The organism is Pseudomonas sp. Pme6b (assembly GCF_058129925.1).
On sequence record NZ_CM176704.1, the window covers coordinates 2,552,281 to 2,576,103 of the forward strand.

The window sequence follows — 23,823 nt, forward strand, 5'->3', positions numbered from 1 at the left end:
CTGGAGTAAGCATGACCTTTTCCGAATTGATCGATGCGGTGCGTCGCGACCCGCGTGCTGTCACGATCCCTGCCGAATGGTCCCAGGGGCGCGCCTGCTTCGGCGGGTTGATGGCGGCGCTGACCTATGAAGCGATGCGTGCCGAGGTGCCGGAAGGGCGCCCGGTTCGCTCGCTGGCGATTACCTTTGTCGGGCCGGCCGAGCCGGGCGTGCCGATTGCCTTTGACGTTGAAATTCTGCGTCACGGCAAGGCTGTCAGTCAGGTGTCGGGGCGCGCCATGCAGAACGGTCAGGTGATGACCCTGATACAAGGCAGCTTCGGCGCACCTCGTGAGTCGATGATTGCGGTTGCAGCAGAGGCCGCGCCAGTGCTCAAGCCGGTAGAACAATGCCCGGAGCTGCCTTTTGCCAAGGGCGTGATGCCCGACTACTTGCGTTTCATGGACATTCGTTGGGCGCTGGGCGGCATGCCATTCAGCAATACCCCGTCACCGGCAATTGGTGGTCATGTGCGTTTTCGTGATGAGGCGCATGCCAGCCCCATGAGCGAGGCCCATATTCTGGCGCTGGTCGACACCTGGCCGCCTGCGGTATTGCCGCACCTCAACAAGCCCGCACCGGGTAGTTCGCTGACCTGGACCATCGAATTCGTCCAGCCACAGCCATTGCTCGATACGCTGCAATGGTGCAGTTATCGCGCAGTCATCGAACACGCCCGGGATGGCTATGGTCACACCGCCGCAGCGTTGTGGAGCCCCGACGGCGAACTGATCGCAATCAGCCGCCAGACGGTGACGGTGTTTGGCTGAATGACAAGGCAGGTCAATATTTCCGGGCGGAGCGGGCGGCGTCCTTGCGTTGAAAACCCAGCGCAGCCAGCAGGCCGATCACGCCGATGGCAATCGATGGCAGGCTCTCGGAGAACAGGCCGTTGAGTATCAGCAGGGCCGCCAGAATGAACAATGGTACGGCAATCAGGTACATGGCCAGGCTGGCCGAGTGCCCCTGATTGTCGTTGTTGTTACGCCATTGATTGAGCTGCAGATCGGAAAGTGGCTTGTTCATGCTGCGGTCCTCTTAAAGATAGCGCTTGTTCAGGACGGTGCGTAAAGCGCCGTTCAATGCCTGAAGCATAGGCCCGCTTGCTGATCGCTGACGACTCAAGCCTGTCTATCGCCGCGATAGCCTGAACTTGAGCTGGCCGATTGCAGCATTCAACTCGCCCGCCAGCATGGCGAGTTCGTCACTGGTGCTGGCCGAGTCCACGGTCTGCACCACCGTGCGTTCGGTGACATCGCGGATACTCACCACCGCACGGTTCATTTCCTCGGCCACCTGACTTTGCTGCTGCGCGGCGACGGCAATCTGCGTATTGCTTTCGCGCATCTGTGCCACGGCACCGGCAATGGCCGCCAGCGCTTCGCCCGCTTCCTTGGCCTGCTGCACGCATTCATCGGCCTTGAATGAGCTCTCCTGCATGAAATCCACCGCATCGCGGGTGCCGCTTTGCAGGGTCGAAACCATTGTGGTGATTTCATCGGTCGAGGTCTGCACCCGTTTGGCCAGATTGCGCACTTCGTCGGCTACCACGGCGAAGCCGCGGCCCATTTCCCCGGCGCGTGCGGCTTCGATGGCGGCATTCAGGGCCAGCAGGTTGGTCTGTTCGGCAATGCTGTGGATCACGTTGACCACGCCGTTGATCTTCTGGCTGTCCTGGGCCATGCGCTGGATCATTTCGGCGGTCTGTTGCACGCCGCTGGAGAGCCCGGCGATGGATACCTGCACGCGGTCGACCACTTCCTTGCCACTGCCCGCCAACGCGTCGGCGGTCTGCGACTGGTCGCGTGTGGCCGTGGCGTGCTGGGCAATGTGATGTACCGTGGCGGTCATCTCGTTGATTGCCGTGGCCACCTGATCGGTTTCGCTTTGCTGGCCGAGCATGCCCTGGCGTACATCTTTCATGCCCGCAGCCAGATGCGCTGCACCCTGATCGAGGCGGCCAGCGGTTTGCGAAACCGTATTGACCACTCGCTGATACCCGGCCTGCATGGCATTGAACGCCTTGGCCATCTGCCCAACCTCATCGTCACTGCGGTTAGGCACGCGGGCCGCCAGATCGCCGCTTTTTTCGACGTGCAGCATCACATCCTTGAGCGCGTTGAGCTGGCTGAGCAGAAAACGGATCAGCAGTTGCGAGGCGCAGAGCATCAACAGCATCAGCACGAAAACCGCGGCTGCGTAATGGCTGAAGCGATCTTGAAATACCTGCAGGAAGGTCGGAGCAAAAGCCAGCACCGCGACCTGCTGGCCGGTGCTGCGGGTGAAGATCTGCGCGCCGCTCAGCAGTCTGTCGTTGGCTGGTTTATTGAGCGCAACCCAGTCGCGGGCGTCAGCCAGTTCCGGCAGCGCGAGGGTATTGAAGGTCGGTGTCTGACCTTTGTTGTAAGTCAGCAACGTATCACTGGCGGGCAGCACTGCGTCGGCAGGCCACGCGGCCAGCAAGCGGGCCTGAGCTTGCGCTGCCTGACGTGACGTATCTACTCGTGCCTGCTGTTCTGCTTGCATGGCGTAAAGCACCAGCAACAGGGTTGTGACGAAGGCGACCGCATTCACGGCCCAGAATTTATATTTCAGTGACAGGTTGCCAAGCCATGAGCCCATGAGCGGTCTTCTTTGATGGTCGTGTGAGGTAGCAGCAAGATGCTATCACGATGCCTCAGCCATCAAAGAGACCCTTGATGCGGGTCAAGAAAGCTGCAGATTTTCGCCGGTTATCTGTTCCAGGGAGGGTAAATCGAAAAACTCCCGCGCGCAGGCCGTGCTGTGACGGGCGAGATCTTCCTGGCTTTCGCCGCGATGCAAAGCCACTTCGCGCAAGACTTCCGGCAGGTAAGCGGGTTCGTTGCGGCCATTTTTCGGCTTCGGGCGCAGGCTGCGTGGCAGAAGATAAGGCGCATCGCTTTCCAGCATCAGCCGGCCGCGAGGAATATTGCCCACCAGCGGGTGCAGATGCGTGCCGCGTCGCTCATCGCAGATCCAGCCGGTGATACCAATGTGCAGGTCGAGGTCCAGATAACTGAACAGGGCGGCGCGTTCGCCAGTAAAGCAGTGCACCACCGCAGCCGGCAGACGGTCGCGGTAGTCACGCAGAATCTCCAGTAGGCGCTGGTTGGCGTCACGTTCATGCAGAAACACCGGCAATTGCAGTTCCACCGCCATGGCCAGGTGCGCTTCAAGAACCTTTTCCTGCTGCGGACGAGGCGAGAAGTCGCGATTGAAATCCAGGCCGCATTCACCCACGGCGCGAACGCGATTTTCCTTGAGCAGCGCATGCAACTGTTTCTCGGTGTCACCGGTCCAATCGCTCGCCGAGTGCGGGTGGATGCCTGCCGTGCAGAACAGGCGTTGCGCGCTTTCATCCAGCTCGTGACACAGCTGCAAGGCGTGTTCGCTGCCCTCGACGCTGGTGCCGGTCACCACCAGTTGCTCGACGCCTGCGGCATAGGCGCGATCGAGTACCGCCTGTCGTTGCGAGGCGAAGCTTGCGTTGGTCAGATTGACGCCGATGTCGATGAGTTGCATGGTGCTACCTCCAGCTGAAGGCTGTCGAGCATACCAGAGCTCCGGCCACAATAAGAAAACGCTGGGTATTCAAGCGATTGAGCCGGATGGTTCAACGATTTCCTTCGCTGTTCGATGCTGCTGCGTGACCTCAAGATTTCCTTTTTCCTGTTTTTTTTTCCGGCGTTGCCCTGGGGAAGTGAATGATCCGATCCGCGCTTGTGTCTTTTATGTGTCTGTTGGCGCTGCTGCCGCTGCAGGTTTCTGCTCGTCAGACTGGCCCGCAGGCCGTGCAGCACAACGCGCAGGTGCGCGATCTGCCTGCCATTCGCAGCAGCAAGGTGCTGCGCGTGCTGGTCAATCAAAGCCGCAACAGCTCCGGTGACGTCAAGGGTCAGGAAATCGGCATCGAATATCATCGCCTGCAAGCCTTCGAACAGTACCTCAACAGCCATTCGCGCGGCGCTCAGAAGGTCACACTTAAAGTCATACCCAAGGCCAAGAACCAGTTACTGACAGCGTTGCAGCGCGGCGAAGGCGATATGATCGCGCCTGGCGAACTGCTTGATGTCAGCGAAGCCAAAGGTGTTCAGGCCAGTGCGCCGATCATTCATGATGTGCCTCTGGTGCTGGTCGGCGCGCGTGGCCAGCGCAACGTACGGCGTGTGGAGCAACTGTCGGGACATACACTGAGCCTGCCCACCGGCAGCGCGGCCGACGAGGCCCTGCATCAGGTCAACCGGCAACTGGAGCTGCGCAAGCTGCCGCTGGCCAAGATCGAATGGGTCGACCCTAGCCTGGCAGTCGAAGATGTGCTGGAAATGGTCCAGGCCGGTATTTACCCGATGACACTGGTCGAGCAGCCTATTGCCGAGCGTTGGGCGAAGATCATGCCCAAGCTGCGTATCGAGCGCGGCCTGACCCTACAGACCCACGGCGACATCAGCTGGTTTGTACGCGACAACGCAACCCAGCTGCGGGCCAGTATCGATGATTTCCTCAAAGGCTATAAACCTTCGGCTCAGCAGGATCAGGTGCTCGCCAAGGCTTACAAAAACACCTACAAGGTCAACAACCCGCTGGTACGCAACAACCTGCAACGTCTTGAGCAACTGCGTCCGATGCTGCAACGCCACGCCGATGCGCAGGGTATGGACTGGCTGGACCTCGCTGCCCTGGCGTTCAAGGAGTCGAAGCTCGACCCGGCGGCCAAGGGCAGTGGCGGCGCGACAGGGCTGTTGCAGATCACTCCGTCGGCGGCAAAAAGCGTCGGAGTACCGAGCATTCAGAGCGCTGACGACAACGTCCGTGCAGGTTCGCGTTACATGGCGCTGATCCAGCGCAAGTATTTCTCCAGCAGCCGAGTCAACGAGCGCGAGCGTATGGCGTTTGTGATGGCCGCCTACAACCTGGGGCCGGGGCGTGTGCAAGGCATGCGAGAGGAAGCGCGGCGGCGGGGGCTCAATCCAGATCAGTGGTTTTTCCAGACCGAGCGCGTGGCAATGGAGCAGGGCGGTGCCAACGTCGTCGCGTTCGTCAACAGCGTGAACAAGTATTACCTGGCATTTGATCGCGAGCGAGACTCGCTGGAAAAGAGTGGGCCGAAAACCGCCGTAAAACGCTAATCATCGATTTATTGGATTGTTACGTGCTGTTATTTGCGGTTTTCACATAAGTAAATTTGATTATGATGGCGCCACTTTCACTTAATCAATCCCGGAATTACCCACATGAACACAATGATCAAATCGGTTCTCAGCACTCGCGCCGGTTACGGCCTTACCCTGTTGCGCGTTATTGTCGGTATTGCCTTTATCGCTCACGGTAGTCAGAAGCTGTTCGGGGCCTTCGGCGGTTATGGCCTGGAAGGCACTGCGCAGTACATGGAAAGCCTGGGCCTGACACCGGGTTATCTGATGGCGCTGATGTCTGGCAGCGCCGAGTTCTTTGGCGGTCTGGGCCTGCTGTTGGGGCTGCTGGCTCGTCCGGCTGCGGTAGTGGTGATCCTGTTGTTGCTGGTAGCGATCTTTACCGTGCATATCCATAACGGTTTCTTCATGGCCAATAACGGTTATGAGTATGCGCTGGCGTTGCTCGGCGGCGCTCTGGCAGTGCTTATCGAAGGTGCAGGCAAGTTGTCGCTGGACCGCGTCATCTCCCGATAACCGGCTATGCTTGTTCTGCAAGGCCCGCTTCTGGCGGGCCTTGTGCGTTTGCAGGCTCGCGTCACGGATGACAATTGACAATGAATGGGGCGTTTCTCTAGGATGCGTGCTCAAGCGCCGATTTAACAACTACTTGCGGGGCGCCTGGCAAGGCTCAGGTCTTGTCGAAATACCGCTAAAACGTTGGTTCGGTGTTGCCTCTCACCGCTGCCCAGCGGATCTTGCGAGGCAGAGATATAACCATGAACAACCTGCGCCCCCTCATTCGTCTTTCCCCGATCAGCACGGTCTTGTCACGCAAGAACCCAAAAATCCTTCTGAGCGGCTCTCATCAGCCTACGCTGTTGCGCTATCTCGATGGCTGGCCTCGTCGGGGCGCTGGTAACTGTGCGTTTCTAATTCAGTTTGTCGATACGAACTCGTCGTTGAGCCACTTTGGCAACGATGAGTTCGACCTGGCGGTGGTGCAATCGCCGCAGGCTGACGACGTCGAGCAGCTCATTTGTGACCTGACGCGTATAGCCCGTCAGGGCCTGATTACGCTGGGTTGAAACGGCGGACGTATTCAATTGGCATAGAAGGCATATTGCTGGCCCCCGGCTGGTGAACTGACAGGCAAAATCGCCGCCTTATCAAAGGATTAGGTGGTTTTCGCATGCGTTTGGTCTATTGTGCTCTGGCGTGCCTGACGCTTTCCGGGCTGGCTTTTTCCGTTCAGGCCAGAAACGCGACGGAGAACGAGCGTTATCTTTGTCGCTGGGGCTCGACCATTGCCGGTGGTGCGCAGGCTTCCAAGCTGTCAGGCGTTACCCGTTACGGGGCGCGGCAAAAGCTGCAGGCGCGCAAGTTCGCCAAACAGTGGATGCGACCCATGGCATTGCGTATCACCGAGCAGACCTACGACAGCGAGTCGCGTTTGAAGCCTGATGCTGTCAGCAAGGTGTATTACGACGGCTGCATCCAGCATGAGGTGGCGCGTCGCTGACTTTTTATGCCTGTCGAACTGATTTTTGCAGGGCTGGAGAAACGTCTTGAGTACAAAGATCATCACCAGGGGCGGGCATGAAGCCCTGAAGAAAGAACTCGATTACCTGTGGCGAGAGCACCGGCCTGACATTACTCAAAAGGTCGCCTGGGCAGCGTCGTTGGGTGATCGCAGCGAGAACGCGGATTACCAGTACAACAAGAAACTGCTGCGCGAGATCGACCGGCGCGTGCGCTACCTGCGCAAGCGCCTTGAAGACATGCGTGTCGTCCAGTATTCGCCGGAGCAGGAAGGGCGAGTGTTCTTCGGTGCCTGGGTCGAGATCGAGAACGAAGCGGGCGACCTCAAGAAATTTCGCATTGTCGGGTATGACGAGATCTACGGGCGCAACGATTACATTTCCATCGACTCGCCCATGGCACGCGCCTTGTTGAAGAAGGAAGAGGGCGATGAGGTGCTGGTCAACACGCCGGAAGGCGAAAAGCTGTGGTTCGTGAATTCGATTGATTACGAGAAGTGAGGCCGGACGCACAGCGTCGTGGTCCGGCCAGTCGCCCTCAACCCTCGCGCAGCACGGTCAACGGGCTGACGTTCAGTGCGCGGCGTGTGCCGAATACGCCAGCGCCACCCACCAGTAGGGCACCGATTACCGGCAGCAGCAGTAGCCACGGATGCGGCTGCCATTCCAGTGAGAAGGCGTAGCGGTACAGCACGAAGCTCACCAGCTCACAGCCCAGCGCCGCCAGCACGCCGCTTGCAGCCCCCAGCAAACCGAATTCGATGCGCCGTGACTTGATCAGCAGTGCTCGCTCTGCGCCGAGTGCACGCAGCAGCGCGCCCTGACGGATGCGTTCGTCCAGGGTCGCCTGCAACCCTGAGAACAGCACGGCAATACCGGCCGCCAGCACAAACAGCAGCACGAATTGCACGGCCAGCGTAACCTGATCAAGAATACTGCGCACCTGCGCCAGCAAGGCCTCCACTCCCAGAATACTGATCGACGGGTAGGCCCGCGACAGCTCGACAATCTGTTTATCCTGGCCAGGCGGCAAGTAGAAGCTGGTCAGGTAAGTGGTGGGCAAATCAGCCAGAGTGCCAGGCTGGAAGATCATGAAGAAGTTGGGCTGGAAGGTATCCCAGTTCACGTCCCTCAGGCTGGTGACTAAGGCTTCACGCGTCAGGCCACCGACAATGAAGCTCAGGCGGTCGCCCGGCTTGATCTTCAGGCTTTCGGCCAGCTTGGTCTCGATCGATACCCCGGGCGTCGCGTCGCTCTGGCCTGAGGCCGGCAGCGCCTTCCACCAGTTACCGGCAGTCAGGGTATTGCCTTCGGGCAAATCGGCGGCCCAGGTCAGGCTAAGGTCGCGGCGAGTGGCGTTTTCACCACGCGAGTCCTTGGTCACGAAGTTGCCCACCGGTTCACCGTTGATGCTGGTCAGACGTCCCGGCACTACCGGGTAGAGCGGAGCCGAGTGGGTGGACAGCTTGCTCAGGGTCTGGGCGAAGTTTTCTTTCTCTGATGGCAACACATTGAGCACGAAATAGTTTGGTGCGTCCTTGGGCAGCTGGTTTTGCCAGGTGTCGAGCAGTTCACCGCGCAGCAGCGCGATCAAACCCATCGACAGCAGGATCAGGCCGAAGGCCAGAGATTGACCGGCAGCGGCCAGCGGGTAACGCAGCAGTTGCCCCAGGCCCAGCCGCCAGGGCAGCGACGCACCGGCCAGCAGGCGGCGCAGGCTGTTAAGCGCCAGCAGCAACAGGCTGCCCAGTATCAGCGCGGCGACGACGCCACCGCCCAACAGGGCAAAGGTCAGCACCAGGTCCAGGCTCAGGCGCCACATGATCAGGCCCAGCGCGAACAGCGCCGCGCCATACACCAGCCATGAGCTGGCGGGAATCGGCAGCATGTCACGGCGCAGCACGCGCAGCGGCGGCACGCGACCCAGTGCTGCCAGTGGCGGCAGGGCGAAACCGGCCAACGCCACCAGCCCGGTGCCCATGCCTGCCAGCGCAGGCAAAAGGCCGCCCGGTGGTACGGCGGCCGGCAACAGATTCTGCAGCAGTGCAAATAATCCCAATTGCGCCAGCCAGCCCAGCAGCGCGCCGCTCAGGCTGGCCAGCAGGCCGATGATCGCCAGTTGCAGGCTGAACAGGGTCATGGTCTCGCCGCGTGACAGGCCCAGACAGCGCAGCAGGGCGCTGGCATCGAAGCGCCGTGCGGCAAACCTGGATGCCGAAAGCGCCACGGCAACGCCTGCCAGCAGTACGGCCACCAGGCTCGCCATATTCAGATAACGTTCAGCCTTGCCCAGCGCGCCACCAATCTGCTGACTGCCATCGCGGGCGTCCTTGATTTCCTGATGCGGTTCCAGAGTCGGCTCGATGGCTTTACGGTAGGCGGCCAGCGCTTCGGGCGGGCCGCTCCACATTTCCCGGTAACTGACTCGGCTGCCCGGTTGCACTACGCCGGTAGCGGCGAGATCCTTGAGATTTATCATCACCCTCGGGGTCAGGCTGTAGAAGTTGCCCGCACGGTCTGGCTCGTACGTCAGTACCCGAGTCAGTTTCAGGGTTTTCGAGCCGACGTCGATATCATCACCGACCTTCAGATCAACGGCTGGAAACAGTCGCGCCTCGGCCCAGGCTTCACCGGGCCTGGGGCCGCTGCCAGCCTGCTCGGTCTGATACAGGTCCGCTGCGCTTTTAAGCTCGCCGCGCAGTGGGTAAGCGTCATCCACTGCTTTGATGCTGGACAATTGGATACCGGCATCGGTGGCGATCACGCTGGAAAAGATCACGATCTGCGCTTGCTTGAGTTGCAGGCGCTTGCCTTCCTCGACCTGCTCGGCGCGCGCCGGGCTGGAACCCTCCAGAATCAGATCAGCGCCAAGAAACTCGGTTGCCCGCAACAGCATTGCGCCGTTCAGGCGCGCACCGAAATAACCGATGGCGGTGCTGGCAGCCACGGCTACCAGAAGGGCAAAGAACAACACCCGCAACTCTCCGGCGCGTGCATCGCGCAGCAGTTGGCGGGCGGCGAGGCTTAGCAGACGGGCAAAAGGCAAACGTGCCATCAAGGCTCCAGCGGGGCGACCAGTCGGCCCCCTTCAAGACGGATCAGGCGGCGGCAGCGATGCGCCAGACGCTCATCGTGAGTCACCAGCACCAGCGTGGTGTTGCGCTCCTTGTTCAGTTCGAACAGCAGGTCGCTGATACGCTCGCCAGTGTGGCTGTCCAGGTTGCCGGTGGGTTCGTCGGCAAACAGTACGTCCGGGTCGGCGGCAAACGCGCGGGCGATGGCGACACGTTGTTGTTCGCCTCCGGACAACTGACGCGGTGTGTGGGTCAGGCGCTGGCCAAGGCCTACGCGCTCCAGCAGGTCGCGAGCCTTTTCGCGGGCGTCCTTGCGGCCTTCAAGCTCCATCGGCAACATGACGTTTTCCAGCGCATTGAGGCTGTCGAGCAACTGGAATGACTGAAATACAAAACCGACGTGCTCGGCGCGTACTCTGGCGCGCTGGTCTTCATCCAGCTCACTCAGGTTGCGGCCCGAGAGGATGACCGAACCGGAGCTGGGCAGGTCAAGCCCGGCAAGCAAGCCGAGCAGGGTGGATTTGCCCGAACCGGATGCACCGACGATGGCCAGTGTGTCGCCCTTGTTTAGTTCCAGGGAGAGTTCGTGCAGGATGATCAGGTCACCTTCGGTGCTGGGGACTACTTTGCTGAGGCTTTGGGCACTGAGAATACTTTCACTCATGGAGAATCCGATGCGTGCGTTGTTTTTAAGTGCTGGCCTGGGGTTACTGCTGCTGTCACAGGGCGCGTTGGCGGGCACGGTATTGATCGTTGGGGATAGTATCAGTGCGGCTTTCGGACTGGATACCCGCGTAGGGTGGGTCAGCCTGCTGGAGCAGCGTCTGAGCAAGGAGGGATTCGACGACAAGGTGGTCAATGCGTCGATCAGTGGCGACACCAGTGCCGGGGGCCAGGCGCGTTTGCCTGCGCTGCTTGCAGAGCATAAGCCGGAACTGGTTATTCTCGAATTGGGTGGCAACGACGGACTGCGTGGCCAGCAGCCCGCTCAATTGCAACAAAACCTTTCATCGATGATCGACAGCTCTCGGGCAGCCGGTGCGAAAGTGTTGCTGCTCGGTATGCAGATACCGCCTAACTACGGGCCGCGTTACACCAACGCGTTCAAAGAGGTTTACAGCAACCTGGCCGAGCAGAAAAAAGTCCCGTTTGTGCCCTTCTTTCTGGAAGGTGTGGGCGGAGTGCCCGAACTGATGCAGGCTGATGGTCTGCATCCGGCGGCGGCTGCTCAGGGCAAGTTGCTGGAAAATGTCTGGCCGAGCCTGAAACCGCTGCTTTGAGGCTTTCCCGGACGGGGGCTTTCGGCTAATGTGGCGCCCCCGATCTGGAGCCCCCCATGCCGCGTCCCGCCTGGTCCCTGTATGCCTATCAAATGCTTGAGCCCCATGAGCAGCTGGATCTGTTCGCCTGTCAGGAAGTGCGCGTCCATCTGATTGCTCGCCAATTGGAGCTGGGCGGCTCGATCGACCGGACGTTGTGTGGCACGTTGTTGCCTGCCCAGCCGCAGATGCGCGCCGTCGAACTGCAAGCCATGCGCGATGAGCGCCTGTGCCCGCTGTGCAAGGCCATCATGGATGCGCAGCGCAGGGGCATGAACCCGATCTGGCCTGAACTCTAGCTGTCATGACTGCCTGAAGGCCAACCGCAGATATCCCCGATCCTGCAAGGGCCGGTGTACACTTCAGGTCCTGTTTCCATCTCTTTAGTCGTTACCCGAAGGATCTTCCCGGATGTTGTCGCGCATACCAGCCGTTACCCGCTGTCTGTCGCTTGCTGCTCTGTGCGCGGCGAGCTCTGTCCATGCTCTGGAATTTCCGTTGCCGCCGCCCGGCGAGGACATCGTGGGCCAGGTGCAGGTCATCAAGGCCAAATACGAGGACACCTTTGCCGATCTGGGCACAAAATACGATCTGGGTTATCTGGAAATGATCGCGGCCAACCCTGGTGTTGACCCATGGTTGCCGGGTGCAGGCAAGGACATCGTGCTGCCGACCCGCTTCATTCTGCCGCCGGGCCCGCGCGAAGGGATAGTCATCAACCTTGCCGAGTACCGCATGTACTACTACCCCAAAGGGCAGAATGTCGTGCACACCTATCCGCTGGGTGTCGGTCGTGAAGGCTGGGGTTCGCCCATCGGGGTGACCAAGGTAACGGCCAAGACGCCAAACCCGACCTGGACGCCACCTGCCTCGATCAAGGCCGAACATGCCGCCGATGGTGATCCGCTGCCTGACGTAGTGCCTGCCGGTCCGGATAACCCGCTGGGGCCGTTCAAATTCGGTCTTGGGCTTTCCGGCTATCTGATCCACGGTTCGAACAAGAAGTTCGGTATTGGCATGCGCACCAGTCATGGCTGTTTCCGCATGTACAACAACAACGTGCTGGAACTGGCCGACATGGCTCCGGTCGGTACGACCGTGCGAATCATCAGCGAGCCCTACAAATTCGGCATCAGTGGCGGCAAGGTTTACCTTGAAGCACACACACCGGTCGATGATCTGGGCAACCCGTCGGTTGTCGACAAGCACACTGCGGTCATTAATGCGTTGCTCAAACGTGACGACCTGGCCAACAACCTGCGCATGAACTGGGACGTAGTACGTGATGTAGTTGCGGCCGAAGACGGCATGCCGGTGGAAATCGCAGAACCGGGCAAAGCGCCTGCGAGTGCTGAAGAGCCTGTGATTTTTCAGTAGTCCTCGTTATGTATAACGACGCTAGAGCGAGCGCTACGATAACCTCAGCTATGGTGCGCCGCTTCACGTCACATCTGTGCTGCAGCGCAACGTAGTGTCATGCCCGCAATCACTGTACATAGATAAAGCGTTTTGTTATCGCGGTGGCACTGACGACGCAGAGTGCGACGTTAGTGACGGCGGCCCCCGGATCAGTGACAGGGCGAAGGGATCCGACGAAGTCGGGCCGGAAACAGGAGCGAAGGACTTTGCTCACTTTGGTCCCTCAAAGTGAGTCGCCGAGGGGCGAAAAGGTGACCTGAGTCGAACGTCAATCCACCTGAAACCACAGAACCGCTTTGTGACGCGGAGCGTCAAGAACTGCATTCCCACGCGGAGCGTGAGGAACGAGCGGCGTCTGGGATAACAAAGGTGACCTGAGTCGAACACCAGTTCACCTGACATCGCAGAACCGCTGTGTGACGCGGAGCGTCAAGAACTGCATTCCCACGCGGAGTGGTATGACCCCCGAAGGTTGGACGCAACCTTTGGAGGCGTCATGGGTAAATATACAGTGCAGGCAAAACTCGCAGCCGTGAAAGAATATTGTGCCGGCAAGGCAGGGTTGAGGGATGTTGCGCATCGCCACGATGTGGACTTTTCCTGTCTTCGTCAGTGGGTCGCGGCTTATCAGATCCACGGCCCAGCGGCTCTTAAAGAGAAAAAGCGGCAGCGTTACAGTGACGAGTTCAAGCTAGCTGTTTTGAAGCGCATGCATGATGAGCGATTATCACTGCGCCAGACAGCGGCCTTGTTCGATATCCGTCAGTTCGGCATCATCAATCTATGGCAGCGCCTTTTTGACGAAGGTGCGCTTAACGCCTCCTCAAAGCCCCCTGAGAAAGCTGGACGCCCAAGAAAGATGACGACGACCCTTCCCCCTGTGAATTCCGCTCCAGTCGACGATGAATCGCGTTCGCGTGACGAGTTGCTTGCCGAGGTGAAGCAACTGCGGATGGAGGTCGATTATCTAAAAAAGCTCGATGCCTTGGTTCAGAAGAAGCAACGAATAGCGCAGCAGAAAAAGCGCAAATCGTAATAGAACTGAGGCCTTTGCATTCTCTGGACGGCCTGCTGAAGTTTGCCGGTCTGGCACGCAGCACTTTTTACTATCAACAAAAGGTACTGCTGGCAGACGACAAATACGCAGGGCTGAAGGACCTGATTCAGGCAACGTTCTACGAGCATAAGGGCCGGTATGGCTATCGTCGCATCACGGCAGTCTTGCGCAGGGCGGGCCATCTTGTGAACCACAAGACGGTGCAGAAACTAATGGGGCAGCTAGGCCTGAAGAGCCTGATACGCGTGAAGAAATACCGTTTCTACAAAGGCGAAACAGGTAAGGCCGCGCCTAACCTGCTAAAGCGTGATTTCAAAGCGCAATACCTTAACCAGAAATGGGCCACCGACGTGACCGAATTCAAAGTAGGAGGCCAGAAACTCTATCTGTCGCCGATCATGGATTTGTACAACGGCGAAATCATTTCCTATGCGATTGCCAGGCGCCCGCTGTACTCCATGGTCGACGAAATGCTTGACGGAGCATTCACGCGGCTTGGACCGGATGAAAAGCCGATTTTGCATTCTGACCAGGGCTGGCAATATCGGATGCCTATTTACCAGCGACTGCTCCATGAGAATTCGATCACAGCCAGCATGTCGCGCAAGGGTAACTGCTATGACAACGCGGCTATAGAGAGCTTTTTTAGCACGCTGAAATCCGAATTTTTCTACCTGAACAAATTTAACGATCTGGATGAGCTTCAAGCGGGTATCGAAGAGTACATTGAGTATTACAATCACTCACGCATAAAACTGAAGCTTAACGGCCTGAGTCCTGTGGAATTCAGGATGCAGGCCGCCAAGGCAGCGTAAGTGGATAATTGTCCAACCTTCGGGGGGCATACCAGAGCGTGAGGAACGAGCGGCGTCCGGGATAACAAAGGTGACCTGAGTCGAACACCAGTTCACCTGACATCGCAGAACCGCTTTGTGACGCGGAGCGTCAAGAACTGCATTCCCACGCGGAGCGTGAGGAACGAGCGGCGTCCGGGATAACAAAGGTGACCTGAGTCGAACACCAGTTCACCTGACATCGCAGAACCGCTGTGTGACGTGGAGCGTCACGAACTGCATTCCCACGCGGAGCGTGAGGAACGAGAGGCGTCTGGGATAACAAAGGTGACCTGAGTCGAACACCAGTTCACCTGACATCACAGAACCGCTGTGTGACGCGAGCGTCACGACTGCATTCCCACGCGGTGAACTGCCCCCAAGAAGTTGGACACCAATCCGACCTCACGGGGGTGTTCAAATGGGTAAGTATTCAGAGCAGTTCAAGCTCACTGTCGTCAAAGCGTATCTTGAAGACAACATGGGCTTTCGTATGGTAGCCCGCCAGTTCTCGATCGATTTCAGCCTGCTTCGACGCTGGGTCGCTAACTACAAGAGTCATGGTCACACCGGCCATCGCAAGCCTGGTCTTCGATACAGCGAAGCTTTCAAGCGCTCAGTGCTTGAGCACAGGCGTGAACACAAGCTATCGCTCCGTCAGGCCGCTGCGCATTTTGGTATCGGGGATCCCGGCCAAATAGTCATTTGGGAAAAGCGGCATTACAGTAGCGGTACAGCCCCGTATGTTCCTGCCAGAAGAAAGCCTGTCGCCATGCCAAAGAAGCCTTATCCCGCCAAACCAGTAACCGCCGACGATACGCAGAAGACGCGCGACCAGTTGATGAGCGAGCTTGAATATCTGCGCATGGAGAACGCTTACCTAAAAAAGTTGGAAGAGCTGAAGGAGCAGAAACGACGGCAACCGAAAAAGCCCTGAGCATCAAGCAACTGAGGGGCCGGTTCCCGCTTTGCGCTCTGCTGAGGCTGGCGGGCTTGGCACGCAGCACGTTTTACTATCAGGTTCAGGTGCAATCCAGACCCGATCCCTATGCTGCTTTGAAACAGTTAGTCGAAAGCATTTACCACGAGGAGAAAGGCCTTTATGGCGCTCGGCGTATCACGGCGGTCATTCGCACTGCAGGTATTTTGGTCAACAAGAAGGTTGTAGAACGACTGATGGCAGAACTGGGCCTGCGATCAGTGGTGCGCCCCAAAAAATACCGCTCCTATAAGGGCGTAATCGGAACCATTGCGCCGAATTTGCTGGAGCGCAATTTCAGCGCGCAACGCCCGAACCAGAAGTGGGTGACCGATGTGACTGAGTTCAAGGTAGGCAATCGAAAGCTGTATCTCTCACCCGTGATGGACTTGTACAACGGTGAAATCGTGGCGTATGAAGTGTCGACAAGGCCGAGCTTTGAGCTGGTCACCAGCATGCTGGACAAGGCGCTTCAGCAGTTGCAGGACGAGCCGAAGCTTGTGATGCACTCGGACCAGGGCTGGCAGTATCAACACGCGCAGTATCGCCATAAGCTATCGGTACGAGGCGTCAAACAAAGCATGTCCCGTAAGGGCAACTGCCTGGACAATGCGGCAATGGAAAGCTTTTTCGGTACACTGAAATCCGAGTTTTTCTACCTGAAACAGTTTGAAAGCATCGATGAGTTGAAAGCAGGTCTGGATGAGTACATCCACTACTACAACCATGACCGCATCAAGCTGAAGCTCAACGGCCAAAGCCCCGTAAAATACAGGGCTCAGGCGGCAAGCTAAAACCGTCCAACTTTTGGGGGGCAGTTCATCTGGGATAACAAAGGTGACCTGAGTCGAACCCCGATGCACCTGACATCACAGAACCGCTGTGTGACGCGGAGCGTCACGAACTGCATTCCCACGCGGAGCGTGAGGAACGAGCGGCGTCTGGGATAACAAAGGTGACCTGAGTCGAACCCCTATCCACCTGACGTCGCAGAACCGCCGTGTGACGCAGAGCGTCACGAACTGCATTCCCACGCGGAGCGTTAGGAACGAGAGGCGTTTGGGATAACAAAGGTGATCTGAGTCGAACCCCGATCCACCTGACGTCGCAGAACCGCTGTGTGACGCGGAGCGTCACGAACTGCATTCCCACGCGGTGAACTGCCCCCAAGAAGTTGGACACCAATCCGACCTCACGGGGGTGTTCAAATGGGTAAGTATTCAGAGCAGTTCAAGCTCACTGTCGTCAAAGCGTATCTTGAAGACAACATGGGCTTTCGTATGGTAGCCCGCCAGTTCTCGATCGATTTCAGCCTGCTTCGACGCTGGGTCGCTAACTACAAGAGTCATGGTCACACCGGCCATCGCAAGCCTGGTCTTCGATACAGCGAAGCTTTCAAGCGCTCAGTGCTTGAGCACAGGCGTGAACACAAGCTATCGCTCCGTCAGGCCGCTGCGCATTTTGGTATCGGGGATCCCGGCCAAATAGTCATTTGGGAAAAGCGGCATTACAGTAGCGGTACAGCCCCGTATGTTCCTGCCAGAAGAAAGCCTGTCGCCATGCCAAAGAAGCCTTATTGAACCGCCCCGGGTTTCTCGGAGACTCCAACCTTTGAGAGGATGGAGCGATGAAAAAACTACCGAAGTATTCCCCAGAGGTCCGTGAGCGGGCCATCAGGATGGTTTTCGAACACCTTCCTGAGTACGAGTCGCAGTGGGCCACCATCAGTGCCATTGCCCCCAAGATCGGCTGCACGCCCGAGACATTACGGCTGTGGGTTCGCCAATCTGAGCGCAACAGCGGCCAGCGTGATGGGCTGAGCACAGTCGAACGTGAGCGAGTCAAGCTCTTGGAGCGTGAGAACCGTCAGTTGCGTCAAGCTAACGAGATCTTGCGTAAGGCCTCAGCCTATTTTGCCCAGGCGGAGCTCGACCGCCCATTCAAACGATGAAGACGTTTATTGATGAAAACCGCCAGTCTTACGGGGTCGAGCCGATTTGCAAGGTGTTGCCAATCGCCCCGTCGACGTACTACCGGTACGCTGCTCAGCAGGCTGACCCCAGCCAGCAGTCAGCGCGTGCGCAGCGTGACCAGGAACTGGGTGAGCACATCCAGCGAGTCTGGGATGAGCACTTCCAGGTATATGGCGTGCGCAAGGTCTGGCGACAATTGCTGCGTGACGGACTGCAAGTCGCCCGCTGTACGGTGCAACGTCTGATGGGAGAGCTGGGCCTGCAAGGCGTGGTACGCGGCAAGCCCGTCAAGACGACGGTCAGCGACCAAGCCAGGCCGTGCCCGCAGGATCATGTCAACCGTCAGTTTGTGGCTGAGTGCCCGAACGCCCTATGGGTATCGGACTTTACCTACGTCAGTACCTGGCAGGGTTTTGTTTACGTGGCCTTCATCATTGATGTCTTTGCCCGATTCATCGTCGGTTGGAAGGTGTCCAGTTCAGCGCGTACCGATTTTGTACTCGATGCACTGGAGCAAGCCCTTTACGCCCGTCGCCCAGTCAAGCAGGGTGGACTCATTCACCACAGTGACCGTGGCGTGCAGTACGTGTCCATTCGCTATACCGAGCGTCTTGTCGAAGCCGGTATTGAGCCATCGGTCGGGAGTGTCGGTGACTCTTACGACAATGCTTTGGCTGAGACCATCAATGGTCTTTACAAGGCTGAAGTGATTCATCGACGCTCTTGGCCCACACGGGGGGCGGTGGAGCTGGAAACCCTGAAATGGGTGGACTGGTTCAATCACCGCCGCCTGCTGGAGCCAATCGGTCATATTCCACCGGTCGAAGCAGAAGCAATCTATTATCAGCAACTCACCGAGTCTGCCCAGGTGGCATGACTCAAACAAAAGGGTCTCCGAGAAACCCGGGGCGGTTCATTATCCCGCCAAACCAGTAACCGCCGACGATACGCAGAAGACGCGCGACCAGTTGATGAGCGAGCTTGAATATCTGCGCATGGAGAACGCTTACCTAAAAAAGTTGGAAGAGCTGAAGGAGCAGAAACGACGGCAACCGAAAAAGCCCTGAGCATCAAGCAACTGAGGGGCCGGTTCCCGCTTTGCGCTCTGCTGAGGCTGGCGGGCTTGGCACGCAGCACGTTTTACTATCAGGTTCAGGTGCAATCCAGACCCGATCCCTATGCTGCTTTGAAACAGTTAGTCGAAAGCATTTACCACGAGGAGAAAGGCCTTTATGGCGCTCGGCGTATCACGGCGGTCATTCGCACTGCAGGTATTTTGGTCAACAAGAAGGTTGTAGAACGACTGATGGCAGAACTGGGCCTGCGATCAGTGGTGCGCCCCAAAAAATACCGCTCCTATAAGGGCGTAATCGGAACCATTGCGCCGAATTTGCTGGAGCGCAATTTCAGCGCGCAACGCCCGAACCAGAAGTGGGTGACCGATGTGACTGAGTTCAAGGTAGGCAATCGAAAGCTGTATCTCTCACCCGTGATGGACTTGTACAACGGTGAAATCGTGGCGTATGAAGTGTCGACAAGGCCGAGCTTTGAGCTGGTCACCAGCATGCTGGACAAGGCGCTTCAGCAGTTGCAGGACGAGCCGAAGCTTGTGATGCACTCGGACCAGGGCTGGCAGTATCAACACGCGCAGTATCGCCATAAGCTATCGGTACGAGGCGTCAAACAAAGCATGTCCCGTAAGGGCAACTGCCTGGACAATGCGGCAATGGAAAGCTTTTTCGGTACACTGAAATCCGAGTTTTTCTACCTGAAACAGTTTGAAAGCATCGATGAGTTGAAAGCAGGTCTGGATGAGTACATCCACTACTACAACCATGACCGCATCAAGCTGAAGCTCAACGGCCAAAGCCCCGTAAAATACAGGGCTCAGGCGGCAAGCTAAAACCGTCCAACTTTTGGGGGGCAGTTCACGGAGCGTGAGGAACGAGAGGTGCCTGGGATAACAAAGGTAGCCTGAGTCGAACCTCACTATCGTGCCAATCTGTAAGCCATCACCCAGTCAGATAACAGGCATAAAAAAAGCCGACCCGTTGCCGGATCGGCTTTCAATAATCCCGGTGGATTATTACTTGCGGCTAGCTTTGTCCAGCATGCGCAGAGCGCGCTCGTTGGCTTCGTCAGCAGTTTGCTGAGCTTTTTGAGCAGCAGCCAGAGCTTCGTCAGCCTTGCGGTAGGCTTCGTCGGCACGTGCTTGCGAACGAGCTGCTGCGTCTTCGGTAGCTGTCAGACGAGCTTCGGTTTCTTTGGATACGCTGCTGCAACCGGTAGCCAGAACTGCGGCCAGAGCCAGAGCAGAGAATTTCAGAACGTTGTTCATCGTGTTCACCTTCAAGGAATTTTGTTCAAATTAGTCATCTCTCGAAAATGAGAAAACGACCGGCGTACATAGTACCCATTGTTTGTAGTAAGTAAACGGACCCAGCGCAAGAAGCTGCTAAAATTCCCTGCTTTGAAAGTGTTCCGCGTTACTTCTCAAGCGTTCTGTACAAAAACTATCCACTTTCACTGGACCCCCCCGCCCGTATCGGCGGTTCCTCAGGACTCGCTTGAACATCTGCAAAAACCTTGGATGTCTGACTGTCGGTCGGTGCATGGGCATTTCCAGGCGTTTTTAATCCGACTGCGCTTGAGGATATCCGGCAATGGTGCCTACTATCTGAATGTGATGTACGTCGAGATCGGCAATGTTCTTATCCGGTGTCGAAAACAGACACTGGGCGGCGTAGATGTTCCTTCGCCTGAAAAAGACCGGTAAGGTAGGGGGCAAATTCCAAGACCCGCGAGGAGTAGCGATGAGCGAGGCGTTGTCCATCCACCATGACGAAGTCGGCCACCATTTCGAAATCATTATCGACGGCCACCGTGCCTACCTGACGTACATGGATCTCGGCAAGCAGACGCTGGATTTCTACCGGACCTTTGTGCCCGATGCCTTGCGTGGACGCGGTATAGCCGCCGCCCTGACCAAGGAGGCCCTGGACTATGCAGGCAGCATGGGCTACTCCGTCATACCGTCCTGCTCTTACGTCGAGCGATACATGGAACTGCATGACCTGCAGTCCCAGGCGGCCAAGCTCTGATACATCGAGTTTACTGACCGTCAGCATGAAAAACGCCGAGCATATGCTCGGCGTTTTCGTTATTGCAGGTTAATCGGTCAGGCAGTTACTTGCGCTTGCGAGCGGGCAGTACAGTCTTGAGTTTCGCGTGCATGCTGCGCAGGGTTTTTTCAGTGCTTTCCCAATCGATGCAGGCATCGGTAATGGATACGCCGTACTGCAATTCCGACAGGTCCTTCGGAATCGCCTGACAGCCCCAGTTCAAGTGACTCTCGACCATCAGGCCGATGATCGATTCGTTGCCTTCCAGAATCTGGTTGGCGACGTTTTCCATCACCAGCGGCTGCAGGGCCGGGTCCTTGTTGGAGTTGGCGTGGCTGCAGTCGACCATGATGTTCGGGCGAATGCCGGACTTGTCAAGGGCCTGTTCGCACAGCGCGACGCTGACCGAATCATAGTTGGGCTTGCCATTGCCGCCGCGCAGTACGACATGGCCGTAGGCATTGCCCTTGGTGGTCACGATCGATACGCCACCTTCCTGATTGATACCGAGGAAGCGGTGCGGGCTCGAGACCGATTGCAAGGCGTTGATGGCAACGGTCAGACCGCCGTCGGTGCCGTTCTTGAAGCCGACTGCCGACGACAGGCCGGAAGCCATCTCGCGGTGAGTCTGGGATTCGGTGGTGCGCGCGCCAATGGCCGACCAGCTGATCAGGTCCTGCAGATATTGCGGGGAGATCGGGTCCAGTGCTTCGGTGGCGGTTGGCAAGCCCATTTCAGCCAGGTCCAGCAGCAACTGGCGACCGATGTGCAGGCCATCCTGGATCTTGAACGAGTCATCCAGGTATGGGTCGTTGATCAGGCCTTTCCAGCCCACGGTAGTACGTGGCTTCTCGAAATAGACGCGCATGACCAGATACAGCGTGTCGGACACTTCTGCCGCCAATGCCTTGAGGCGCTCGGCGTATTCCTTGGCTGCCTTCAGGTCGTGGATCGAGCAGGGGCCGATCACGATGAACAGGCGGTGATCATTGCCATCGAGGATGTTGCGAATCACCTCGCGGCCCTGGCTGACGGTGTGCAGGGCGGCGTCGGTCAGTGGGATGTCGCGCTTGAGCTGATCCGGGGTGATCAGAGTCTCGTTGGAGGCAACGTTAAGGTCGTCAATCGGTAAATCAGCCATCGTGTTACTCATCAGGTCGCGGGTACTGGCCGCCAACGGTACCCCGTGCGGCGGTGCCCAGCAGGTTTGAGCGCAGCGGGGAGCCGAACCTTAGCGCGTTATCGCGCTGTTCGACAATAAGTAAACGAGGTATCGGGCAGGTTACGGGTAACTGCCCGCCGGGCCGCGCTGCTGTATTGCAAGACAATCCGCTGCGACGGATAGTGTATGGCCCGAAATAACCTGACAGCCAAGGGAGAGGTCATGAGTGTTGATTCCCGTCGTCCGCGTGTCGGCGTTATAGGTACCGGTGCCATCGGCGGCTTTTACGGGCTGATGCTGGCGCGTGCCGGATACGACGTGCATTTTCTGCTGCGCAGCGAGTTTGAGGCGGTGGCGCGCGAGGGGTTGCAGGTCAATAGTGCCGTGCATGGCGACTTGCATCTCAAGCCCGTTCAAGCCTATCGCTCGGCGGCTGACATGCCGCCTTGCGACTGGTTGCTGGTTGGCACCAAGAGCACCGGCAACGCCGCGCTGGGTCCGATCATCAGCCAGGCTGCTGCGCCGGACGCCAAAGTGTTGCTGCTGCAGAACGGTCTGGCCGTCGAAGATCAGTTGCGCAGCGTGCTGCCCGACAGCCTGCATATATTGGGCGGGCTATGTTTCGTCTGCGTCAACCGGGTTGCGCCCGGCGTCGTCGCTCATGAAGCCTTCGGCGCGGTCAGTATCGGCTATCACAGCGGCCCGGCAGGCGACGAAGCGAGCCGCATGGCGGTCGTCGAAGCCTGCGCGGCGCTGTTCAAGACGGCCGGCATCGACGCCCCTGTCATGGCTAATCTGCAGCAGGCCCGCTGGCAGAAGCTGGTCTGGAATGTGCCCTACAACGGTCTGTCGGCTTTGTTGCATACCAGTACCAGCCAATTGATGACCGACCCTGACAGTCAGGCATTGATCCAGGCGCTGATGGATGAAGTGGTGCAGGGTGCCCAGGCCTGTGGTCATGCCTTGCCGCCGGGGTTCGCGCAGCATCTGTTTACCGTGACCCAGAGCATGCCGGACTACAGGCCCAGCATGTATCACGACCTGGTCGAGAAGCGGCCACTGGAGCTTGAAGCCATTTACGCCCGGCCCCTCGCAGCCGCGCTTGCCGCAGGGTTTGACATGCCCCGCGTGCGGGCGCTTTATCAGGCACTGGCATTTATTGACCGTGCCAACCGCTCGGCAAACGAGGAATGATTCATGAAAGAGGCTGATGGCCATAAGCTGGTCCTGGCGATTTCATCGCGGGCGCTGTTCGATCTTCGCGACAGCCACGAGGTGTATATGGCCGACGGCGTGGAGGCCTACCGCAAGTATCAGATTGAGCACGAGGATGAGATTCTCGAACAGGGCGACGCTTTCCCGTTGGTTGAAAAACTTCTGAGCCTCAATGCCAGCCTGGACAAGGCGCGCGTGGAAGTGGTGCTGGTGTCGCGCAACAGCGCCGATACCGGCTTGCGGGTCTTCAACTCGATCCAGCATTACGGCCTGGACATCAGTCGTGCTGCCTTTGCAGGCGGACGCAGTCCTTATCCTTATCTGGCGGCGTTTGGCTGCCATCTGTTTTTGTCGACCCACGCCGAGGATGTGCGCAGCGCACTGGATGCCGGTTTTGCTGCGGCGACCATCCTTTCAGGCGGTGCGCGACGTGCAGCCAGCGCCGAGCTGCGTATCGCGTTCGACGGTGACGCCGTGTTGTTTTCCGACGAATCGGAGCGGGTTTACCAGAGCGACGGCCTGGCTGCCTTTCAGGCCAGCGAGCGTGAGTCGGCGCGCGAGCCGTTGCGTGGCGGCCCCTTCAAGCCGTTTCTCGCCGCGCTCTACCAATTGCAGCGCGAGTTTCCCGACGCGAGCTGCCCGATTCGTACCGCGCTGGTCACGGCCCGCTCTGCACCCGCACATGAACGGGTGATCCGCACCTTGCGCGAATGGGACATTCGTCTCGACGAGTCGTTGTTTCTCGGCGGCTTGCAGAAGTCGGCTTTTCTTGAGGCATTTGCCGCCGATGTGTTTTTCGACGATCAGCCCGGTCACTGCGAAAAGGCGCGTGAAGTGGTGGCAACCGGACATGTTCCGCATGGCATCAGCAATGAATTAACGCCGCTTGCCGACGGCAGCTGAGAAGTCTGTCGTCGCAGCCGATGATGCGCTACTACGC

General features: G+C 58.2%; 22 protein-coding genes, 2 pseudogenes and 1 other annotated feature. Of the genes and pseudogenes, 17 read left to right on the forward strand and 7 right to left on the reverse strand.

The genetic code is table 11. The features are described from left to right. Positions 1-11: 11 nt before the first annotated feature. The gene (locus tag AC4ANE_RS11425) at positions 12-809 is read left to right on the forward strand and encodes an acyl-CoA thioesterase (protein WP_005746099.1); all 798 of its coding nucleotides are present in this window, start codon (positions 12-14) and stop codon (positions 807-809) included. Between the two features lie 13 nt (positions 810-822). Here AC4ANE_RS11425 and AC4ANE_RS11430 read toward each other — a convergent pair whose 3' ends face one another. From AC4ANE_RS11430 to AC4ANE_RS11440, 3 genes are all read right to left on the reverse strand, one after another. Continuing rightward, a complete protein-coding gene (locus AC4ANE_RS11430) occupies positions 823-1,065 on the reverse strand; it encodes a hypothetical protein (protein WP_002553005.1) in 243 nt (80 codons plus the stop codon). Between the two features lie 105 nt (positions 1,066-1,170). Next, positions 1,171-2,661 (reverse strand): methyl-accepting chemotaxis protein, encoded by a 1,491-nt coding sequence (locus AC4ANE_RS11435; RefSeq protein WP_460408931.1) that lies wholly within the window; start codon positions 2,659-2,661, stop codon positions 1,171-1,173. An 84-nt stretch (positions 2,662-2,745) separates the two neighbouring features. Next, complete coding sequence (locus AC4ANE_RS11440) at positions 2,746-3,582, reverse strand: TatD family hydrolase (protein ID WP_002553007.1); 837 nt, start codon at positions 3,580-3,582, stop codon at positions 2,746-2,748. 182 nt (positions 3,583-3,764) lie between these two features. Between AC4ANE_RS11440 and AC4ANE_RS11445 the strand changes: the two genes are divergently transcribed. The 5 genes from AC4ANE_RS11445 to greB all read left to right on the forward strand — a co-directional run bounded on the left by AC4ANE_RS11445 (position 3,765) and on the right by greB (position 7,231). Further along, positions 3,765-5,186 (forward strand): MltF family protein, encoded by a 1,422-nt coding sequence (locus AC4ANE_RS11445; RefSeq protein ID WP_002553008.1) that lies wholly within the window; start codon positions 3,765-3,767, stop codon positions 5,184-5,186. A gap of 105 nt (positions 5,187-5,291) precedes the next feature. Next, positions 5,292-5,726 (forward strand): DoxX family protein, encoded by a 435-nt coding sequence (locus AC4ANE_RS11450; RefSeq protein ID WP_002553009.1) that lies wholly within the window; start codon positions 5,292-5,294, stop codon positions 5,724-5,726. Between the two features lie 242 nt (positions 5,727-5,968). Beyond that, positions 5,969-6,277 (forward strand): hypothetical protein, encoded by a 309-nt coding sequence (locus AC4ANE_RS11455; protein ID WP_002553010.1) that lies wholly within the window; start codon positions 5,969-5,971, stop codon positions 6,275-6,277. A 104-nt stretch (positions 6,278-6,381) separates the two neighbouring features. Further along, complete coding sequence (locus AC4ANE_RS11460; RefSeq protein ID WP_002553011.1) at positions 6,382-6,711, forward strand: hypothetical protein; 330 nt, start codon at positions 6,382-6,384, stop codon at positions 6,709-6,711. Positions 6,712-6,757: 46 nt separating this feature from the next. Then, positions 6,758-7,231, forward strand: coding sequence for a transcription elongation factor GreB (gene greB, locus AC4ANE_RS11465; RefSeq protein WP_002553012.1), 474 nt, complete (start codon positions 6,758-6,760; stop codon positions 7,229-7,231). 37 nt (positions 7,232-7,268) lie between these two features. On the opposite strand, the gene AC4ANE_RS11470 is transcribed toward greB, so the two are convergent. Together AC4ANE_RS11470 and AC4ANE_RS11475 are read right to left on the reverse strand one after the other, a co-directional pair. Beyond that, positions 7,269-9,785, reverse strand: coding sequence for an ABC transporter permease (locus AC4ANE_RS11470; protein WP_031598287.1), 2,517 nt, complete (start codon positions 9,783-9,785; stop codon positions 7,269-7,271). Continuing rightward, positions 9,785-10,468 (reverse strand): ABC transporter ATP-binding protein, encoded by a 684-nt coding sequence (locus AC4ANE_RS11475; RefSeq protein ID WP_002553014.1) that lies wholly within the window; start codon positions 10,466-10,468, stop codon positions 9,785-9,787. The genes AC4ANE_RS11470 and AC4ANE_RS11475 overlap by 1 nt, the downstream gene beginning before the upstream one ends. Before the next feature lie 10 nt (positions 10,469-10,478). Here AC4ANE_RS11475 and AC4ANE_RS11480 point away from each other — a divergent pair, with 10 nt between their 5' ends. From AC4ANE_RS11480 to AC4ANE_RS11515, 8 genes and pseudogenes are all read left to right on the forward strand, one after another. After that, positions 10,479-11,084, forward strand: a complete 606-nt coding sequence (locus AC4ANE_RS11480; protein WP_004664750.1) for an arylesterase — start codon at positions 10,479-10,481, stop codon at positions 11,082-11,084. A gap of 56 nt (positions 11,085-11,140) precedes the next feature. Beyond that, a complete protein-coding gene (locus tag AC4ANE_RS11485) occupies positions 11,141-11,422 on the forward strand; it encodes a hypothetical protein (protein ID WP_002553016.1) in 282 nt (93 codons plus the stop codon). 112 nt (positions 11,423-11,534) lie between these two features. Further along, positions 11,535-12,500: a L,D-transpeptidase family protein gene (locus AC4ANE_RS11490; protein ID WP_002553017.1), complete on the forward strand. Its 966-nt coding sequence runs from the start codon at positions 11,535-11,537 to the stop codon at positions 12,498-12,500. A gap of 538 nt (positions 12,501-13,038) precedes the next feature. Continuing rightward, positions 13,039-14,414, forward strand: a protein-coding gene (locus AC4ANE_RS11495) for an IS3 family transposase (RefSeq protein WP_095178871.1) whose coding sequence is annotated in 2 segments (ribosomal slippage) — positions 13,039-13,510 and positions 13,510-14,414 — 1,377 coding nt in all. Because the reading frame shifts where the segments join, the coding sequence is not laid out codon by codon here. A gap of 439 nt (positions 14,415-14,853) precedes the next feature. Further along, a protein-coding gene (locus AC4ANE_RS11500) for an IS3 family transposase (protein WP_095077641.1) occupies positions 14,854-16,205 on the forward strand; the annotation gives its coding sequence in 2 pieces (ribosomal slippage) (positions 14,854-15,313 and positions 15,313-16,205; 1,353 coding nt in all). A gap of 414 nt (positions 16,206-16,619) precedes the next feature. Beyond that, positions 16,620-16,988: pseudogene (locus tag AC4ANE_RS11505) on the forward strand (transposase); the annotation flags it as partial. Positions 16,989-17,038: 50 nt separating this feature from the next. Continuing rightward, positions 17,039-18,261 (forward strand): IS3-like element IS51 family transposase gene (locus AC4ANE_RS11510; protein ID WP_095178853.1). Its coding sequence is split into 2 segments (ribosomal slippage): positions 17,039-17,324 and positions 17,324-18,261, totalling 1,224 coding nucleotides; the frame shifts between segments, so codons are not numbered across the junction. Then, positions 17,317-17,433: a sequence feature (AL1L pseudoknot), on the forward strand. (Overlaps the previous gene by 117 nt.) 40 nt (positions 18,262-18,301) lie before the next feature. Continuing rightward, positions 18,302-19,287, forward strand: a pseudogene (locus AC4ANE_RS11515) (IS3 family transposase); the annotation flags it as partial. A 183-nt stretch (positions 19,288-19,470) separates the two neighbouring features. Here the strand turns inward: AC4ANE_RS11515 and oprI are convergent. Then, positions 19,471-19,722, reverse strand: a complete 252-nt coding sequence (oprI, locus tag AC4ANE_RS11520; RefSeq protein ID WP_002553018.1) for an outer membrane lipoprotei OprI — start codon at positions 19,720-19,722, stop codon at positions 19,471-19,473. Positions 19,723-20,197: 475 nt separating this feature from the next. Between oprI and AC4ANE_RS11525 the strand changes: the two genes are divergently transcribed. After that, positions 20,198-20,485 carry a GNAT family N-acetyltransferase gene (locus AC4ANE_RS11525; protein ID WP_002553019.1) on the forward strand — a complete coding sequence of 96 codons (288 nt, stop codon included), beginning with the start codon at positions 20,198-20,200 and terminating at the stop codon, positions 20,483-20,485. Positions 20,486-20,570: 85 nt separating this feature from the next. Here the strand turns inward: AC4ANE_RS11525 and AC4ANE_RS11530 are convergent, their stop codons facing one another. Next, complete coding sequence (locus AC4ANE_RS11530) at positions 20,571-21,647, reverse strand: 3-deoxy-7-phosphoheptulonate synthase (RefSeq protein ID WP_002553020.1); 1,077 nt, start codon at positions 21,645-21,647, stop codon at positions 20,571-20,573. 243 nt (positions 21,648-21,890) lie between these two features. Here AC4ANE_RS11530 and AC4ANE_RS11535 point away from each other — a divergent pair, with 243 nt between their 5' ends. Beyond that, a complete protein-coding gene (locus AC4ANE_RS11535; protein WP_002553021.1) occupies positions 21,891-22,862 on the forward strand; it encodes a putative 2-dehydropantoate 2-reductase in 972 nt (323 codons plus the stop codon). Between the two features lie 3 nt (positions 22,863-22,865). Continuing rightward, complete coding sequence (locus AC4ANE_RS11540; RefSeq protein WP_002553022.1) at positions 22,866-23,786, forward strand: 5'-nucleotidase; 921 nt, start codon at positions 22,866-22,868, stop codon at positions 23,784-23,786. Positions 23,787-23,823 lie beyond the last annotated feature (37 nt).

What these genes read in the sequence shown, in the direction of transcription:
- AC4ANE_RS11485 (WP_002553016.1), top strand. Translation starts at nt 11,141, where the DNA reads ATGCCGCGTCCCGCCTGGTCCCTGTATGCCTATCAAATGCTTGAGCCC.
- AC4ANE_RS11430 (WP_002553005.1), bottom strand. Translation starts at nt 1,065, where the DNA reads ATGAACAAGCCACTTTCCGATCTGCAGCTCAATCAATGGCGTAACAAC.
- AC4ANE_RS11530 (WP_002553020.1), bottom strand. Translation starts at nt 21,647, where the DNA reads ATGGCTGATTTACCGATTGACGACCTTAACGTTGCCTCCAACGAGACT.
- AC4ANE_RS11425 (WP_005746099.1), top strand. Translation starts at nt 12, where the DNA reads ATGACCTTTTCCGAATTGATCGATGCGGTGCGTCGCGACCCGCGTGCT.
- AC4ANE_RS11470 (WP_031598287.1), bottom strand. Translation starts at nt 9,785, where the DNA reads ATGGCACGTTTGCCTTTTGCCCGTCTGCTAAGCCTCGCCGCCCGCCAA.
- AC4ANE_RS11445 (WP_002553008.1), top strand. Translation starts at nt 3,765, where the DNA reads ATGATCCGATCCGCGCTTGTGTCTTTTATGTGTCTGTTGGCGCTGCTG.
- AC4ANE_RS11535 (WP_002553021.1), top strand. Translation starts at nt 21,891, where the DNA reads ATGAGTGTTGATTCCCGTCGTCCGCGTGTCGGCGTTATAGGTACCGGT.
- AC4ANE_RS11455 (WP_002553010.1), top strand. Translation starts at nt 5,969, where the DNA reads ATGAACAACCTGCGCCCCCTCATTCGTCTTTCCCCGATCAGCACGGTC.
- AC4ANE_RS11540 (WP_002553022.1), top strand. Translation starts at nt 22,866, where the DNA reads ATGAAAGAGGCTGATGGCCATAAGCTGGTCCTGGCGATTTCATCGCGG.
- AC4ANE_RS11480 (WP_004664750.1), top strand. Translation starts at nt 10,479, where the DNA reads ATGCGTGCGTTGTTTTTAAGTGCTGGCCTGGGGTTACTGCTGCTGTCA.
- AC4ANE_RS11525 (WP_002553019.1), top strand. Translation starts at nt 20,198, where the DNA reads ATGAGCGAGGCGTTGTCCATCCACCATGACGAAGTCGGCCACCATTTC.
- AC4ANE_RS11475 (WP_002553014.1), bottom strand. Translation starts at nt 10,468, where the DNA reads ATGAGTGAAAGTATTCTCAGTGCCCAAAGCCTCAGCAAAGTAGTCCCC.
- AC4ANE_RS11450 (WP_002553009.1), top strand. Translation starts at nt 5,292, where the DNA reads ATGAACACAATGATCAAATCGGTTCTCAGCACTCGCGCCGGTTACGGC.
- AC4ANE_RS11435 (WP_460408931.1), bottom strand. Translation starts at nt 2,661, where the DNA reads ATGGGCTCATGGCTTGGCAACCTGTCACTGAAATATAAATTCTGGGCC.
- oprI (WP_002553018.1), bottom strand. Translation starts at nt 19,722, where the DNA reads ATGAACAACGTTCTGAAATTCTCTGCTCTGGCTCTGGCCGCAGTTCTG.
- AC4ANE_RS11490 (WP_002553017.1), top strand. Translation starts at nt 11,535, where the DNA reads ATGTTGTCGCGCATACCAGCCGTTACCCGCTGTCTGTCGCTTGCTGCT.
- AC4ANE_RS11460 (WP_002553011.1), top strand. Translation starts at nt 6,382, where the DNA reads ATGCGTTTGGTCTATTGTGCTCTGGCGTGCCTGACGCTTTCCGGGCTG.
- AC4ANE_RS11440 (WP_002553007.1), bottom strand. Translation starts at nt 3,582, where the DNA reads ATGCAACTCATCGACATCGGCGTCAATCTGACCAACGCAAGCTTCGCC.